Consider the following 16,928-nt stretch of genomic DNA (forward strand, 5'->3'; position numbering starts at 1 on the left):
CAGCCCGCCGCGGCGGCGCCCGCACCGGCGCCGGCGCCCGCAGCGTCGCCGGCAGCCAAGGCTCAGCCCTCCCGACGCCGCCCATCGCAGCCGCCGCCTGCGAATGTACGGCTGGCGCACAGCAATCTGCCCCCAGGCGTGATCGCCCGTGGCAAAGAGGTGGCTCCCGGGGCTCCGCCGTTGCCCCCGGGCGCTGCCTCCCGCATCGTTTCGAAGCACCGGCAGACGCGCGAAGTCCCCGCTCCTGTGCCACCACGACGCCGCGAGCTGGCGCGAGCCGCGATCGGTCCTACCGGCCGAACCCAGCAGGGGCGGCCAGGCAAGGCACGCAGGATAGCTCCCGGCAAGAAGGCGCAGAAGACTGAAATCACCACGCCGGGCGCGCAGAAACGGGTGATCCGGATCGAGGACGATATTCAACTGCAGACGCTTGCGCAGCGCATGAGTCTGAAGGCGACCGACGTCTTGATGAAGCTGTTGCAGCTCGGAATGGGCGGCGTGAATATCAACAGCACCCTTGACGCCGACACGGCAAAGCTCCTCGCAAGTGAGTTTGACTACGAAGTGGAGAACGTTGCGATCAGCGATGAGGAGCTGGTTCAAGAAGCTCGAGGACGTTTCAAGGACGAAGGAGGAGACTGGCAGGTACGCGCACCGGTGGTCACGGTCATGGGGCACGTCGACCACGGCAAGACGTCCTTGCTCGACCGCCTCCGCAGGACCGACGTGGTATCGGGCGAAGCCGGGGGGATCACGCAGCATCTGGGAGCCTACCGCCTGGATACAGCCCAGGGCTCGGTCGTGTTCCTCGATACCCCGGGTCACGAAGCATTCACCGCCATGAGGGCCCGAGGCGCCCAAGCCACCGATATCGTGGTCTTGGTGGTAGCCGCCGACGACGGTGTAATGCCGCAGACAAAGGAGGCCATCAATCACGCCAGGGATGCCAAAGTGCCCATCGTGGTGGCAGTCAACAAGATCGACCGGGAACAGGCGCGCCCGGATCAAATAAGGACCGAGCTTGCCAAAGAAGGCCTTCAGCCAGAGGAGTGGGGCGGTGACACGATCGCTGTCAATGTCTCGGCGCACACCGGCGAGGGTCTTGACAAGCTCTTGGAGAGCGTTCTGCTTCAGTCCGAAATGCTGGAGCTGCAGGCGAATCCACGGGTTCCAGGCGAGGGCGTGGTATTGGAGGCGTACCTCGATCGGGGCCGCGGACCCGTGGCCAGCATGCTGGTACGTAACGGAATGCTACGAACCGGTGACTTCGTCGTTGCCGGCGGCGCCTGGGGCAAGGTGCGGGCGATGACGGATGACCGGGGCAAGCAGGCCGCGCAGGCGCTTCCTTCAACGCCGGTCGAAGTGCTCGGGCTGAGCGAGGTTCCCGGCGCGGGCGATGCATTCTACGTCGTGACCGATACCAAGGCGGCGCAACAGCTTGCCGATCGGCGGAGGGCTCCGCGGGCCGCCGCTGGCGCAGCTCCCGCAAAGGTCGGATTGGATCAGCTTCTTCAGCTTCAGAAGCAGCAGCAAGGGGAACTGCAGGAGCTGAAAGTGGTGGTCAAAGCTGACGTTCAGGGGTCGGCGGAGGCGTTGGTCAAAGCGTTGGCGGATTTGTCGACCGACAGCGTCAAGGTGCACGTAATCCATTCGGGGGTCGGTGGAATCACCGAAAACGATGTGATGCTGGCGAGCGCCTCCAACGCTACGGTTATCGGCTTCCACGTGCGACCGGCCGGAGGGGCGGCGGCTACCGCGAAATCGGAGGGCGTCGACATCCGTCTCTACGCGGTGATCTACGAAGCCATTGATGACGTGAAGAAGGCCATGTCCGGCCTACTGGCACCCAAGCTGGTGGAAAAGCCGCTAGGCAGGGCCGAGGTCCGGCGTGTGTTTGCGATACCCAAGATAGGCGCGATAGCTGGGTGTTTCGTATTGGACGGCAAGATGCTTCGTTCCGGCAAAGTACGACTCGTCCGCGATTCAACGCAGGTTTGGGAGGGTCAGGTCCGCTCCTTGCGGCGTTTCAAAGAAGATGTGCGCGAAGTGACCTCGGGTTACGAATGCGGCATCAGTCTGGACGGCTTCGGAGACATCAAGGAGCACGACATCATCGAGTGCTTCGAGCTGGAGGAAGTAGAAGCGACGCTCTAGGATCTAGGCTTGGACGGACCCCACAGGGCGTAATGGTTGTTGGCGTTTGTCGAATCACGTTGGCCCTACCAGGCAATCGCTCGCTGAAGAGCAAGCGGGCGGTCGTGCGCAGAATCCTCGACCGAGCTCGCAACCGGTTCAACGTTGCGGGGGCGGAGGTGGATCATCTGGACAGCAAGACCACGATGGGCTTGGGATTTGCTGTGGTTAGCAACAGTGGACGCCACGCAAGCTCCATGCTGGACAGTATCGGCAACTTCGTGCAAACCGCTACGGAGGCTGTGACGACCAACCGAAGCGCGGAGCTGCTGCACCTGAATGAGTTTTTTGACCAGCCTCCAGCGGCCCAGCATGTTGAGCCGCGTTAGGACCCTCCACACCATAACCTGTGCAGATCGCAGAGGGCCGCGCCTCGCCAGCGGCGTCCAGTCCTCACCGAACACACGAGTTATTCTTCCGCGGGCCCTTAGTTGGTGCTGATCTGGATGTCCGGCAACCGAGCAGAGCGAGTCGCCAACCGTGTGCGCCAGGTGCTCATGGAGCTACTTGTGCGGGGCGCACTGCGCGATCCGGGCGCGCAGGACGTTTACGTCACCCATGTGTGTGTGAGCAACGACCTGCGAACGGCCCGCGTGTACGTAAGGGTCTTGGATTGCCGCGAGCCATCGAGGCGGCAGGCCGCCGTTTCGGCGCTGCAGCGAGGAAACGGCCGTTTGCGCCGGCTCCTGGGTCCGCGCCTGGCCCTGCGTCATACACCCAAGCTCTCGTTTGTCTGGGACGGGGGTGAGGAGCGGGCGGCTCGCATAGATGCCCTGCTGGATGAGATTCACCTGGAGGGCAAGGGTGAAGCCAAAACCTAGTGCGCTGGACTCGCTCGCCGATGCTGCCCGCCAGTCGCACCTCGGGCGCGATCAGCCAGCGCGGCTCGTTGCCGGTCTGCTCCTCGTCGACAAGCCTCGTGGCCTGACCTCCCACGATGTGGTCGGGCTTGCGCGTCGCGCCCTGGGATCTCGGCGCGTGGGTCACGCTGGCACACTCGATCCCATGGCCACAGGTTTGCTGCCGATTCTGGTCGGCGAAGCGACCAAGCTCGCGCCCTATGTGGTGGGCAGACCCAAGGAATACGAAGGCACACTGGAGCTTGGGAGCGAGACCGATACGCTCGACGCGGAGGGATCGGTGACTCGATCGGAGCCCTTGCCAGATGGGCTGTCAGCGACCCGTATCGAGCAGGCATGGCGCCCCTTGGTCGGAGGCTATGCTCAGAGGCCGCCAGCGGTCTGCGCGATCAAGCAAGGTGGTGAGGCACTGTATCGGAAGGCACGCCGCGGTGAGCACGTGGATCCCATGCCGCGCCGTGTCGAGCTTCACGCTCTTGAGCTCATCCACTACGCCGCTCCATTTGTGGTTTTCCGGGTCCGTTGCGGCAGTGGGTTCTATGTGCGATCGCTCGCTCGAGACGTTGCAGAGCGACTCGGCACCGTGGGGCACCTGGTGCAGCTCAGACGGACCGCGGTCTCGCCGTTTTCGGTGGAATCGGCGCTCTCGGTAGGGTTGATGAGGCGTGCAGCGGCCGGCCAGAACGAAGCGCGGTTGCGACTCAGGCAGGCGCTTCTGCCAGCCACGACTGCCTGTTGCTGGCTGCCGCGGCTTTGGCTGACGGCGACCGGGCTCGCAGACGCAAGGCACGGAAGACGGGTCAGCTTGAACGCGGTGATTGGAGACGTGCCGTTCGGTCGAGGGCCAGCGATGCTGCTCGACGCGGCTGCGCAGCTTGTAGCGATTGGCCGTCGAGACGGGGACGTCTTCAGGGTCGTCCGAGGCTTCAATCTCGGGTGAGCGCGTGCGTCGAATCGTGATCCCGACACTCACCGAACCAAGACTGCAGGCCACACATCCTGGGCACAAGCAGCATGTGGTCGATGGCAAACCGCGCACCGGGCGGCCCTTGAAGCACTGCCTGGGCTGTGGCGCCTGAGAACACCGTTGACGGCAGTGAGTAGCGGTGTTCGGACCACCGGCCGTCGACGCCCAGGCTGGGGAGGTCGACGCCGCCGAGGCGCAGGTCGACCGTCGCAGCACCAGGCGAATCCTGGCGTCGCAGGGTGATGACCACGGTAGTCACGGGGCTCGTTCGCACTGCATCCGGCACTTCAAGCCGCAACGACACGCGTGACCCCCGCGACTCGCACCAGCTCTGATGCTGGTAGTCCCAGTCGTGGTTGGGCCTTGCACGATGGCAGAGCCGAAAACCGGCGGAACCGGGTCGCCTCCGGCTGACATTGCTTCCACCCACAAGTCCTCGCTGGAGTGCGCCCAGGCGGACCAGGGTTTCCGGGGCGTACTTGAGCTCCGGCTCCCTAACCGCGAGCTCGAGAACCTGGTCCAGCGCACGAGGATCGCCCAGAAGTCCCAAGGCTCTGACCACATTGTCTCTGACGTTGGATTGCCTTTCCCATGAGAGCACGTCGACGAGCGCATCGTAGGCGCGGTGATCGCCTAGCTGCCCAAGGGCAACTACCACCAAGTAACGTAGCCGTACGTCGGGCAGCAGGGTGAGCAGCGGCTCGAGCGCATCCGGATCGCCCAAGCGACCCAGCCATCGGACCGCGTCCTCGCGCTCGTAGCTGGTCGGGGCAAGCCACAGGGCGTCGATCAGTCCCGGCACGGCCGCCGTGTCTCGAAGCACGGCCAGCGATACCGCGGCCCTGGTGCGCAGTGTCGGTTCCTCGGCATGAACGAGCTGTCGCAGTCTCACGCCTGCAGCTTCGTCGCCCAGGCGTCCTAGCGCTATGCTCGCCTCGGCCGAAAGATCCGGATTGCTGGACTTCATGGCGACGAGCAGGCTCGCACGGGCGCCTTGGTCGCGCAGTCGTCCCAGAATGCGGCTGGCCTCGACGCGAAGTTCGATCGGCGCGCTCGAATCGAGCACGAGTTGGCACAGTGGCTGAACGGAGCGTCCGTCTGCCAGCCGGCCGCGGTCGATAGCAAGGCGCCACCGCGCCGAGTCCTGTACCGGATCGGGGCTCGGCTGGCGCCGCAGCGAATCGAGCCAAGCATAAATCTCACCCCGGAGGGATTCGAGCAGCTCGGGGTGCTCATCGGCCCTGTTGTTGCGCTCGCGTGGGTCGAGACCTAGGTCGTAGAGCTCATACAGGCCGAAACGGAGGTCGGCGATGAGCTTGTAAGGCCATCGCACGGCCATGCGCTTGTGCACGACAGCCGAAAAGGCAGGACCCACGTCGAACCGGTTTCCGAGCATGAGCGGCCGCAGATCGTTGCCGCGCATGCTGAGCGGCTTGGTTACTCCCACGAGCGCGAGCAACGTCGGCGCCACGTCCACCAGCTCGACCGGCGTCCCAACCCGGATCGGCTTCCAGCCGGGAACGCTTACGATGAGCGGAACACGTGTCTGCTCGTCGTACAGGGAGGAACCGTGGTAAACGCCTCCGTGCTCCCGGAACTCCTCTCCATGGTCTGCGGTGATGGCGACAATTACGGGCCGCTGGGTACAACCACGCATCTTGGAGATCAGGATCTGAACCGCACGATCGACTCGTGCTATTTCGCTGTCGTAGCGATCCAGATCCGAACTGCCGAAGGAGTCGGCCCGATAGGGCTCGTGGACGTCGAAGTAGTGGATCCATAGACAGACGGGCCTGTCGTTGCCGCAAGCAACGCGGTCGATCTCCAGCAACGCACGCGCGGTGGCGGCTGCGGCATCGAGGTTACGGTGTTCGTGTCGGGCGAACCCGAAGGCACTACGGTCGTACGGCCGAAGCTCCCTGCCAGCCGTATGGAAGATGCCGCGGGTATAGAAGGCAGCGGTGTGGTAGCCGTAGGCACCCAGGGCCGTCGCCAGGGTGGCCTTGGGAAGCGGCTCTTTCAACTCAACCGTCTCGTGCAGGTACTCCGACGCCATCAGCGATGCAAGGGAGAAGCTGGAATGTGGAGCCTGCGCATACGCTCGTTCGAAGACGACCGCCTGGCGAGAGAGGGCGTCCATGTTCGGTGAGACCGGCCGCCCATAGCCGTAGGTTCCAAGGTGATCCGCCCGCAGTGCGTCGATCGTGATGAGCAGGATGTGCGCATTGGGCAGATCGATGTAGGTCCCCGAGAGGGAGTCCGCGTGTTGCTCGCGCGCGAGCCGCGCCGCCCGGGCACGCGCCACGGCACTCGATGGTCTCTGGCGCTGGCGGAGGAGCAAGGGCTCAGCTGCCAGCAGAAGCGCGCGGGAGTTCGAAGCTCGAGGATCGAGGAGTGCGACGCGCAGATTCTGGTGCCGGTCGAGGGTCAGCAGATTGGCACCAAGCACGAGCGGCGAGATGCACAACGCAGTCAGTCCGCAGGGGACCAGCCCATGACGAGCTCTTCGTCCGCGGCGGCCCGCCAAACAAACCACCGTCATGAGCGCGAAAGTAAAGGCACTGATCACGCTGACGGTGGCGTGTGCATGGGAGTAGAGCCGCGGCAGGACCAGCTGATTGATCTTGCACAACACAAAGCCGGCCAGCAGCAGGCAGCCGGCGAGTCCTGCCCGTTTCGGTCCTGTCGCGTCTTCGGCTTCGCGCACCAGTACTTGGGCGAGGCGAAGCGCAAGCCAGGTACCGGCGAACAGGGCGCCCACGACGAAGGCTTCGAGCAGCGGCCGGCCCGGCAATTCGGATGCTTTGGGTCCGGCAAACGAAAGATGGCCAACGACGATCGTGCCGGGCAATAGCAGCAGGCTGCCGCTCGTGGCAAGCCAGCGCTCGTCTGCCGAGGCCAACCGCTGCGCCGCTAGACCCAGCAAGGCGCCTGCCACGGCTCCCGCAGGGGGCTGAAAGCAGAGCAATCTCCCGAACAGCAGCATTCGATCGGCCCATCCATCGAGCCAGAGCCAAACAGCCCCAAAGTCGTTGAGGGCGGTCAGAGTACCTGCCACCGCACCTACCGTGGCCCCGAGCGCCAGGACGTCTGTTGATCCTGGGCGCCCTGATCGTGAATCGCTCCCTCTCGCACACACAACGACCAGACCCAATCGGTCAAGCGAAAGACTCGGAGTGAACGCTACAGGTGGGACCCGTTCGACAATAACTCTCCCGCTTCGTCGAGGTCCGGGCGCTCCTGGCAAGGCGCGACGACTAGCAATACTAGGCCTTCAACCGCGTGATCTCGATCGCCATCGCGGCCGGTCTGGCGCCGTCTGCCGCGTTCTCCTCCTCGAAATGGGACCTGCCATTCCTTGTGTCGCCGTCCTTGCATCCGGCACCAGCTCGACCGCGATCATCGACCAATGTCACGCGGTTGAAGCGACCAGTCCGGAGGCGCCGACCGGATTCGAACCGGTGAATGGAGGTTTTGCAAACCTCTGCCTTACCACTTGGCTACGGCGCCTTGAGACCCGACCCTTTAGCGCGCCGGCGTCAGCTTGTCGATGACCCGCTTCGGGTCCGTCAGGGGCCGGCCCCAGCACCGACTCGTTGGGCGGGCCAGGTCAGCGGCGACTGGCCGCTTGGGACGTCCGACGCTTCGTTTTCTTGCGGGTAGCCTTGGTACGCGCGCCTTTGCGCCGACCACGCCGGGAAGCCTCCCTGGCCTCCTGCGCAGCGCCCTTGCCATTCTGTATGTTGATACCAAGCAGTTTCCACGCGTCAGCGTCAAACGAGTATGCGGCCTGGGTGCGGCTTACGATCTCGGAAGCCTCCGGTGGCAGTTCGCCCTTTGGAGCCTTGACCCCGCTCTTGCGAATCGACGAAACCGTCTCGCCGAGCCGGAGCAATTCGTGGGCCCGCGTCACGATCTCGATCGCCTTGAGCGGCTCCCCACCCTTCCCTTCTTTCAACTCCTTGAGCAGCCTCTGGCGTCGCTTTTCCGTACGACCGTCAAGCTTCTTGCCGCTCTGGCTCTTTCCGCTGAAAAGGGTGTTTAGTTGGCGAGCTACTCGTCGTTTCTCGATGGCTTCTGCGCTACCACGCCCCCCGGCTGATTTCCGTGCTCGGGCCATTGTGGATCCTCCCTTTGGGCGACGCAGGGTTGCCGAATGCGCCGTTGAAGTTGACTCTGCAGGTGACATTGATATGGAATACTCTCCAAGATAGAGGTGTCGTATAACACATCCGCGGCTGCGTCCACCGTCCTGGCGTCCTTATTGGGATTATTTCCTCCCGTTTCAGGTTGCGGTTGCCTACCGCGAACGAGCGATCTTGCATGATCGTCTAGGCTTGACGGCTGGCGAAGACGCGCAAAAAAATGCACACTGGTGGAGCGACGCGGAAGCTCGATTCGGCAACCGTTCACCGGTATTCCTCGTCATCGCGCCTTGCCAGCGGCCCCCGGCCCTCGCCGATCGGGAGCAGTGGTTTTGGCGCGCCCATAGGGTCGAGTTCGGCAATTCTGGTGATGCGAAATCCCCGCGAAAACTGGCAGTTCAAGGCGCGACGACAACCGATACCCTTTGCCGGAGGCGCAGGGCGAAGTTGTCGGTTGGACAGGAGCAACGGCAGCCGCTATGGAACGGAGCCTCAAAGGCGACGGTAATCCTCGCGCGTCGAGGGCTGGTTGGCTGCCGCACGGTCTCGCCATGGTAGCTTCTTCATGGTAGCGGTCCAAGCCCAGACGGCCGTCAGGGATTGATGTGGCGGTGGAAATGCGGCTCGTTTCTTGGCATGCTTTGAAGCCATGACGTCAACCCAGCAAGAGATCGAGGTGGGCTACGACATCTCCAACGACTTCTTTCGTCTATGGCTCGACGACCAGATGCACTATACCTCCGCGAGCTATCTCACGGGGAAGGAAAGCCTGGAGGAGGCCCAGGTCAAAAAATGCAGGATCCTGTACGACTACGCCGAAGTGGACAGCGATAAGTTGGTGCTCGACATAGGCTGCGGCTGGGGCGCTAATCTGGCCTACCTCGTATCGAGAGGCACCAAGCGAGTCCACGGGATTACGCTCTCTCCTGCTCAGCACGCCGAGATCCAGTCGCGTCGCTTGCGAGGCGCCAGCGCTTGGTGCGTCGACTACAAGGACTATCGACCCACCGAGAAGTACGACGCTCTGCAGTCGCTGGAGATGATCGATCACCTGTGTTCGCCGGCTCAATCTCACGATGGCCTCGCGATCGAGATCTATCGCGAGTACTTCCGCAAGTGCGCGAGCTGGGTGAAGCCAGGTGCATGCTTTGGTTTTCAGGCGATTCTGAGAAACCGCGTTCCCCGGGATCGGAAGGACCTGGCTGACCTGCAGTTCACCGCGGACGTCATCTTTCCAGGAGGGCTCAACTCACGCTTGGAGGAGCTTGTCGCGGCAGTCAATCCATACTGGGAAATAGTAGAACTTCGGACTCAGCGGGAGAGCTACGGGCGGACAACTGGCGAATGGTTGCGACGTTTGAGAGCGCACGAGGACACGATAAGGCAACGATGGGGGGACGAAGTTTTTAGCGACTACGTACGCTACCTAGGCACCGCTGTCAGGGCGTTCGAGAATCACTGGTCCAGCGATGTCCAGATGAAGCTACGGCACATCGCGGGCTGACCAGCCCTGGATGGGAACGAACATGGCAAACGACAGTTTCTCGAGCCGTCACCCGCTGCAGTTGGCCGAGGGCCGAGTCACGATATTTCGGCTCGATGCCCTGTCGAAGGCTGGACTCGGGGAGGTAGAGAGGCTGCCCTACTCAATCCGGGTGCTGTTGGAGAACCTGCTGCGTCATGAAGACGGGGTCACGGTTCGTCCCGAGGATATCGAGAGGGCCGCCCGGTGGGACGCGGCAGCAGCACCCAAGCAGGAAATAGGGTATCGACCGGCGCGCGTGCTGCTGCAGGATTTCACGGGTGTTCCGGCAGTCGCGGATCTGGCGGCCATGCGCGAAGCCTTCGCGGAGATGGGAGGCGATCCCGCCCGCATCGATCCGCTGCAGCCGGTGGATCTGGTGATCGACCATTCTGTGCAAGTTGACTCGTATGGCAGCAAGCGCGCTTTCGAAGACAACGTGAGGCTCGAGTTCGAACGGAACGCCGAGCGCTATCTCTTCTTGCGTTGGGGGCAAAGCGCGTTTCGGGGCCTGCGTGTTGTGCCCCCGGGCACCGGCATCGTTCATCAAGTCAATCTCGAGTACCTGGCGTCCGTGGTTTTCGCCTCGAAAGGTGATGGTGAAACCCTGGCCTACCCGGACACGCTGGTGGGCACCGATTCACATACGACGATGGTGAATGGTCTGGGAGTCTTGGGCTGGGGTGTGGGTGGAATCGAGGCGGAAGCAGCCATGCTGGGGCAAGCCATATCCATGCTGCTGCCTCAGGTGGTCGGCTGCAAGCTCAAAGGAAGTCTCGGTGAGGGCGTGACCGCGACCGACCTGGTGCTCACCGTGACCGAGATGCTGCGGGCTCGAGGCGTGGTCGGCAAGTTTGTCGAGTTCTATGGTGAGGGACTGAGCGAGTTGTCCCTCCCGAATCGAGCCACCATCGCCAACATGGCCCCCGAGTACGGGGCTACCTGTGGCTTCTTCCCCGTCGACGACGAAACGCTGGACTACCTGCGCTTCACTGGACGTGATCCGGGTCAGATCGACTTGGTCGAACGCTATTGTAAGGAACAGGCTCTCTTTCGGACGGCGCAGTCGCTCACACCTCGATTCAGCGAAACGCTCGAGCTTGACCTTGGCGACGTGGAGAGCTCGCTTGCAGGGCCTCGGCGGCCCCAGGATCGGATCCTACTGAGACGAGCGAAGGCGGCATGGAGCGCCGCGGCGACGGAGATGCTCAGCGGCGAGGGCCCCGACGCGCCGCATGCGAGCGTCGAAACGGTCACCGAGCGTGGTGCGTTCACCCTTCGCCACGGCAGCGTGGTTATTGCGGCGATCACCAGCTGCACGAACACCTCGAACCCTGCTGTCTTGATAGCCGCCGGGCTTGTGGCAAGGAAGGCCAGCGAAAGGGGACTGCGCAGCAAGCCGTGGGTCAAGACCAGCTTCGCACCCGGATCGCAGGTGGTCAGCGACTACCTCACCGAAGCCGGTCTGATGGAGCCGCTGCAGATGCTCGGTTTTCACCTCGTTGGTTTTGGCTGTACCACCTGTATCGGCAATTCGGGGCCCCTGGATGCCGCCATCGTGGAGGGCATCAGGAGCGGGAACCTCATCGCCGCTGCGGTGCTGTCCGGAAACCGGAACTTCGAGGGCAGGATCAATCCGGCCGTACGGGCGAACTACCTGGCCTCGCCGCCGCTGGTCGTGGCCTATGCACTCGCCGGCCACATGGATTTCGATTTCGAGCAGGACCCACTCGGTAGCGGGTCACGGGGCGAGCCGATCTTCCTGAGGGATATCTGGCCCTCGGAGCGCGAGATCCGTGAGACCATGCGTTGTGCGGTCAAGAGCGAAATGTTCAAGCGGCGCTACGCCAACGTCTTCGAGGGGCCGGAGCAGTGGCGCGAGCTCGCCGTACCCACGGGGAGCACCTACGCGTGGGACCAGCGTTCCACCTACGCTCGGAAGCCGCCGTTCTTCGAGAACGTGACCCGCGGCCAGCCGGCACCGCCAAGCGATGTGGCAGGCGCGCGTGTGCTTGTCATGGTGGGAGACACCACGACGACCGATCACATATCTCCTGCCGGAGGGATCGCGCTCGGCAGCCCGGCAGCCGAGTATCTTCAGGAGCGGGGAGTAAGACCTCGCGATTTCAATTCCTACGGTAGCCGACGCGGGAACCACGAAATCATGGTGCGTGGCACCTTCGCGAATATTCGATTGCGCAACGAGCTCGCTCCGGGAAGCGAAGGCGGCGTTACTCGCCTTTTTCCCGAAGGGGAGCACATGTCCGTGTACGAGGCTTCGGTCCGCTATCAAGCCAGGCGGGTTCCACTGCTGGTCCTCGCAGGTAAGGAATACGGAACGGGCTCCTCCCGCGACTGGGCCGCCAAGGGGACCAAGCTGCTGGGAGTGCGGGCTGTGATCGCGGAGAGTTATGAGCGCATACACCGTTCCAACCTGATCGGCATGGGCGTGCTTCCGCTCGAGTTTGATTCGGGACAATCGCGGATGTCGCTGGGGCTCAGCGGTGAGGAACTGTATTCGATCGAGGGTATCGCAAGCGGACTGCGTCCTGGCTGTGTGCTGACCGTGAAGGCGGACGGCAGACAGTTCCAGGTAACCGCCAGGCTCGATACACCGCGCGAGGTAGAGTACTACCTGCATGGGGGTATCTTGGAGTATGTGCTGCGGCAGCTAGCGCCGTGACGTTCCTGTCCAGAATGGCGCCATAGCCGCTTACGTCCTCGGCCCGGCCCTGCGGAATAGGGCTGCTATTCCTCGGTCCGGGCCTGCGGGCGCGCTGGCTCTGGCATCGGTTTCGACTGGGACGACGCCTCGCACGCAACTGGCGGTCACGGTGGCCGAGAACCTCGTGAGTCGGTCGAGCCTGGGCCGACGGGAGGACGGCATGCGATGCACGAATCCGATGGCTAGGTTGAAGCTCGGTTTGTGCCTTATGGGTACTGCGGCCATATGCGGGTGTTCCCTGGATCCGCCGCTTGCGGCTCGGGGTCTGCGCCCGTGGCCGGACGCGTCGTCGTGCGCTGAGCGTGGATCGGCGGGGTCGGGGCCACGGTCGTCGGAGTCGGGCGGCGGAGGCAGTGCCGGCGACGCGGCGGTGCCTTTCGTGGATGCTTGGCAGGCCGCTGGTGCTCCGGCCCCCTCAGCGCACGGACAGCTTATCATCAGCGAGTTGATGAGCGATCCCAAGCAGCTTAGCGACGCGCGCGGCGAGTGGTTCGAGCTCTACGTTGCTTCGGCTGGCGAGGGCTTCAATCTGCGAGGGTGCGAGCTGGGCTCTCGTTCGCACGTAATCGATGCGGACATGATGGTGGAAAGCGGCGACTATATCACCATGGCTCGAAGCGCTGCGCCCGGTTTCGTGCCGGACTATGTGTATTCAGGTTTGACGTTGTCGAATTCGCAGGGCACGCTGTCGTTAGTGTGTCGTGGCACGTTGATCGACGAAGTGAGCTACGACAGAGCGCGCGGCTTTCAGCTTGGCGCCGGGGCAAGTCTGTCGTTGGATCCCGTCTACTTGGACGCGCACGACAACGATCGTGCAGGCAGTTGGTGCCAGGGCATGTCGGAGTTCAACGGCGATCGGGGCACACCAGGCCGGGAGAACTCCCCGTGCCCGCCGAAGCAGGCTGGCTAGGCTAAGGCTAGGCCAACCTCAATCGCCGTTTCAATCTCGCTGCAAGGATCTCGTGGGGGCAGGCCCGACTGGCAGATCTTGCGCTTCGGTGGACAGCACGAGCTGTGCAACCCATCATAGAAGATCTGGTGTGGAGGGCGCTTGCTCGTACGCTGGCCAATCCCGGGCCGGAGAATGGATGGGAGATGCAGGTGCAAGAAGCGGCGGACAATCCAGCTGGGACGGACGGTTTCGAGTTTGTCGAGTACACATCGCCCGAGCCTCTCGAGCTGGGGAGGCTGTTCGAGACGATGGGCTTCCGGGCCGTGGCGCGCCATCGCTCAAAGCAGGTGACGTTATATCGGCAAGGCGAGATCAACTTTCTGATCAACGCGGAGCCGGACAGCTTCTCACAGGCATTCGCGAAGGTGCACGGCCCGTCGATCTGCGCTCTGGCCTTCAGGGTGCGCGACGCCTCGCAGGCGTTCGAGCGGGTAGTCGGCTGTGGCGCGGAACCGTACAAGGGTCCCGTGGGTCCGATGGAGCTCAGCATTCCAGCTATCCGCGGAATTGGGGGAAGCCTCATCTATTTAGTGGATCGGTATGGCGAGCGTTCGATCTACGATGTCGATTTCGTTCGCTTGAAGGACGAGTCCATGCAAGTTGACGGCTCCGGCATGGTCGACATCGATCATCTTACGCACAACGTTCATAGAGGCCGCATGGATCAATGGGCAAGGTTTTATGAGAAACTCTTTGGTTTTCGAGAGATTCGGTTCTTTGATATCAAGGGTAAACACACAGGACTTATCAGCCGTGCTATGACGAGTCCTTGCGGGAAGATCCGTATACCAATCAACGAAGCTACCGATGATAGATCCCAGATCGAAGAGTACCTGGCTGCGTACAAGGGTGAGGGCGTACAGCACGTTGCGCTCTCGTGCGCCGACATATTTGCCAGCATCGAGGTCCTGCGGGAACAGGGAGCGAAGTTCCTTGAAACACCGGATACCTACTACGAGCTGCTGGACAAGCGCCTGCCGGGTCACGGTGTAGACACAGAGCGGCTGAGGACACATCGGGTGCTGGTCGACGGGACGACGGGGGAGGGCCAGTCACGCCTCCTGCTACAGATCTTTACGGAGACGGTCATCGGGCCTATCTTCTTTGAACTGATCGAGCGACGCGGCGACGAAGGCTTCGGCGAGGGGAACTTTCAGGCGCTTTTTGACTCGATTGAACTGGACCAGATTCGGCGCGGAGTGCTCAAGCCATGAGCAATCGACGAGGATTGACCTTTCCGCGTGTCGCCGGCAGAGCGCCCCGTCAGGCCCATTGTGATCTGCCGGACGAGACCTACGAGCGCGAGTTTGGGCGCGAGGGCTTTTTCGGACCGGCCTCGCATCTGTTGCACGCACATCCGCCCACCGGATGGATCGAGTGGGAAGGGCCGCTCAGACCTCGCGCCTTTGATCTGGGCAAGCTGGAGAAGCTCGAGCCTTCACCATGGGACGCCGATGCCGTGCTCGTCAACGCGCACTGCAGGATGCGCTTGTGGCGGGTGGGCTCCGACATGGACCACCTGGTTCGCAACGCCGACGGCGACGAGCTGCTTTTCGTGCATGCAGGAGCCGGGGACCTTTTTTGCGATTTCGGCCACCTGGCATGGAAGGAAGGCGACTACCTCGTGTTGCCGAGGGGTCTTCAGTGGCGGGTCGAGGTCACGCAGCCCGCCACTCTGTTGTTGATCGAGGCTACGAACGACGGCTACTCGTTGCCGGAGCGAGGCTTGGTGGGTCAGCACGCGTTCTTCGACCCCGCCATGTTGGCGGTTCCCGAGCTCAACGAGACGTTTGGAACACAGCGGGCGCGTGAGCGTTGGCAGGTGGTGATCAAGCGGGACGAGACGCTGAGCCGTGTGACCTTTCCGTTCAATCCGCTCGATACGGTGGGATGGCAGGGTGACCTACTGCCCGCCAGAATAAACTGGCGTGACCTGCGCCCCTTGATCAGTGACCGCTACCACTTGCCCCCCTCGGCTCATACCACGTTTCTGTGCAAGCGCTTTGTGGTCTGCACCTTCTGCCCACGGCCGATCGAGAGTGATCCAGGTGCTCTCAAGGTTCCCTTCTTTCACAACAATAACGACTACGACGAGGTCATCTTCTATCATCGTGGCAGTTTCTTTAGCCGCGACGACGTGCGTCCCGGCATGCTGACCCTTCATCCGGCCGGCTTTGCCCATGGGCCGCATCCCCGGGCCTTCCGTGCAGGCCAGAAGGCTGCTAGAGAAGCAACCGACGAAGTGGCTGTCATGGTGGATACCCGCGACGCGCTGGCGGTGACCGCCAAGGCAACGAGCGTCGAATGGACCGGCTACGTGGAGTCTTGGAAGCGGAAAGATAGCGGATGAAGCTGGCTTCGCTGAGTCGTGGTCGCGATGGGGTGTTGGCGGTGGTTGACCGCGAGCTCACACGCTGCACGGCGGTACCCGGTATCGCGTCGACTCTGCAGCACGCGCTCGATACCTGGATCGTTTCGAAGCCGCAGCTGCAGGAGGTGTACGAGCGCCTCAACGCGAACGAGGTTAGCGGGGCGCGCAAGTTCGTGCCGGAGCAGGTGCGGGCGCCGCTTCCGAGGGCGTTTCACTGGGTGGACGGCAGCGCATACGTCAACCACGTCGAGCTGGTGCGCAAAGCGCGCGGAGCCGAGATGCCGCCCAGCTACTGGTCCGATCCGTTGCTGTACCAAGGTGGCTCGGACGATTTCACGGGGCCGCACGCCCCAATCGAGGTGGCAGACGAAGCATGGGGCATCGATTTCGAAGCGGAAGTAGCCGTGGTTACGGACGACGTGCCCATGGGCACCTCGGAGCAGGCGGCATCCGACCACATCGTGCTCCTAGCGCTGCTCAACGACGTCACACTGCGACACCTCGTGCCGGGCGAGCTGGCGAAGGGTTTCGGGTTTTACCAGAGCAAACCCGCCACGGCCTTCGCCCCGGTCGTGGTGACCCCCGATGAGCTTGGTGACGCGTGGCGTGATTGCAGGATCCACCTGCCGCTAGTGACGGTGTTCAACGGGGAGCTCTTTGGGCAGCCCAACGCGGGCGTCGACATGACCTTCAACTTCGCGCAGCTTCTGGCACACGCGGCTCGGACGCGCCGGCTTGGTGCTGGCACGGTTGTCGGCTCGGGTACCGTGTCGAACGTCGACCGGAGCGTGGGCTCGTCGTGTTTGGCCGAACGCAGAACGCTGGAGACGCTGGAGCACGGGGAGCCGAGGACTCCCTTCATGCGCTTCGGCGATCGCGTCCGGATCGAAATGAAAGACGCCAGGGGAAAGTCCGTGTTTGGAGCTATTGAGCAGACGGTCGAGCAGTATGCCGGGCCCTAGGGTCTAGGGAGAATGGGGCGTTTCGGAAGATACCGGACTCGCGTCGGCTGCTCGAGTCCGGGGATCCGCTGATGAAGCTCGCTGAAAAGACACGTCGGATCATGCAGGTGCTGGACGAGCTGTACCCGCAGCCCGGTATCCCCCTGAACCATAGCGATCCCTACACGCTGCTGGTTGCGGTGATGTTGAGCGCTCAAACCACAGACAAGAAAGTCAACCAGGTCACGCCCG

At 62.9% G+C, this 16,928-nt stretch carries 13 protein-coding genes and 1 tRNA gene; 11 read left to right on the plus strand and 3 right to left on the minus strand.

Going from position 1 to position 16,928, the window contains the following annotated elements; translation table 11 throughout:
- Positions 1-246 precede the first annotated feature (246 nt).
- From infB to truB, 4 genes are all read left to right on the plus strand, one after another.
- Positions 247-2,154 carry a translation initiation factor IF-2 gene (gene infB, locus MJD61_09715; protein MCG8555547.1) on the plus strand — a complete coding sequence of 636 codons (1,908 nt, stop codon included), beginning with the start codon at positions 247-249 and terminating at the stop codon, positions 2,152-2,154.
- A 59-nt stretch (positions 2,155-2,213) separates the two neighbouring features.
- On the plus strand, positions 2,214-2,522 hold the full coding sequence (locus tag MJD61_09720) for a DUF503 domain-containing protein (protein ID MCG8555548.1): 309 nt from the start codon (positions 2,214-2,216) through the stop codon (positions 2,520-2,522).
- Between the two features lie 117 nt (positions 2,523-2,639).
- A complete protein-coding gene (rbfA, locus tag MJD61_09725) occupies positions 2,640-3,014 on the plus strand; it encodes a 30S ribosome-binding factor RbfA (protein ID MCG8555549.1) in 375 nt (124 codons plus the stop codon).
- Positions 2,998-3,993 (plus strand): tRNA pseudouridine(55) synthase TruB, encoded by a 996-nt coding sequence (gene truB / locus MJD61_09730; protein MCG8555550.1) that lies wholly within the window; start codon positions 2,998-3,000, stop codon positions 3,991-3,993. The genes rbfA and truB overlap by 17 nt, the downstream gene beginning before the upstream one ends.
- Here the strand turns inward: truB and MJD61_09735 are convergent.
- The 3 genes from MJD61_09735 to MJD61_09745 all read right to left on the minus strand — a co-directional run bounded on the left by MJD61_09735 (position 3,980) and on the right by MJD61_09745 (position 8,140).
- A complete protein-coding gene (locus MJD61_09735) occupies positions 3,980-7,078 on the minus strand; it encodes a sulfatase-like hydrolase/transferase (GenBank protein ID MCG8555551.1) in 3,099 nt (1,032 codons plus the stop codon). The genes truB and MJD61_09735 overlap by 14 nt on opposite strands.
- Before the next feature lie 380 nt (positions 7,079-7,458).
- A tRNA-Cys gene (locus MJD61_09740) sits at positions 7,459-7,530 on the minus strand.
- Between the two features lie 100 nt (positions 7,531-7,630).
- Positions 7,631-8,140 (minus strand): hypothetical protein, encoded by a 510-nt coding sequence (locus tag MJD61_09745; GenBank protein ID MCG8555552.1) that lies wholly within the window; start codon positions 8,138-8,140, stop codon positions 7,631-7,633.
- Positions 8,141-8,814: 674 nt separating this feature from the next.
- On the opposite strand from MJD61_09745, the gene MJD61_09750 reads away from it, so the two are divergent.
- From MJD61_09750 to MJD61_09780, 7 genes are all read left to right on the plus strand, one after another.
- Positions 8,815-9,669, plus strand: a complete 855-nt coding sequence (locus MJD61_09750; GenBank protein ID MCG8555553.1) for a class I SAM-dependent methyltransferase — start codon at positions 8,815-8,817, stop codon at positions 9,667-9,669.
- A gap of 10 nt (positions 9,670-9,679) precedes the next feature.
- Positions 9,680-12,370, plus strand: a complete 2,691-nt coding sequence (acnA, locus tag MJD61_09755) for an aconitate hydratase AcnA (protein MCG8555554.1) — start codon at positions 9,680-9,682, stop codon at positions 12,368-12,370.
- Between the two features lie 490 nt (positions 12,371-12,860).
- Entirely contained in the window at positions 12,861-13,322 is a 462-nt protein-coding gene (locus MJD61_09760; protein MCG8555555.1) for a hypothetical protein, read from the plus strand.
- 185 nt (positions 13,323-13,507) lie between these two features.
- Complete coding sequence (gene hppD, locus MJD61_09765; GenBank protein MCG8555556.1) at positions 13,508-14,578, plus strand: 4-hydroxyphenylpyruvate dioxygenase; 1,071 nt, start codon at positions 13,508-13,510, stop codon at positions 14,576-14,578.
- Positions 14,575-15,714 (plus strand): homogentisate 1,2-dioxygenase, encoded by a 1,140-nt coding sequence (locus MJD61_09770; protein ID MCG8555557.1) that lies wholly within the window; start codon positions 14,575-14,577, stop codon positions 15,712-15,714. Before hppD ends, MJD61_09770 begins: the two co-directional genes overlap by 4 nt.
- Positions 15,711-16,697, plus strand: a complete 987-nt coding sequence (locus MJD61_09775; GenBank protein ID MCG8555558.1) for a fumarylacetoacetate hydrolase family protein — start codon at positions 15,711-15,713, stop codon at positions 16,695-16,697. The genes MJD61_09770 and MJD61_09775 overlap by 4 nt, the downstream gene beginning before the upstream one ends.
- A gap of 71 nt (positions 16,698-16,768) precedes the next feature.
- Positions 16,769-16,928 (plus strand): endonuclease III (locus tag MJD61_09780; protein MCG8555559.1); only part of this gene is annotated, 160 nt, incomplete at its 3' end.

This window comes from Pseudomonadota bacterium (assembly GCA_022361155.1).
Lineage (GTDB): Bacteria > Myxococcota_A > Polyangia > Polyangiales > JAKSBK01 > JAKSBK01.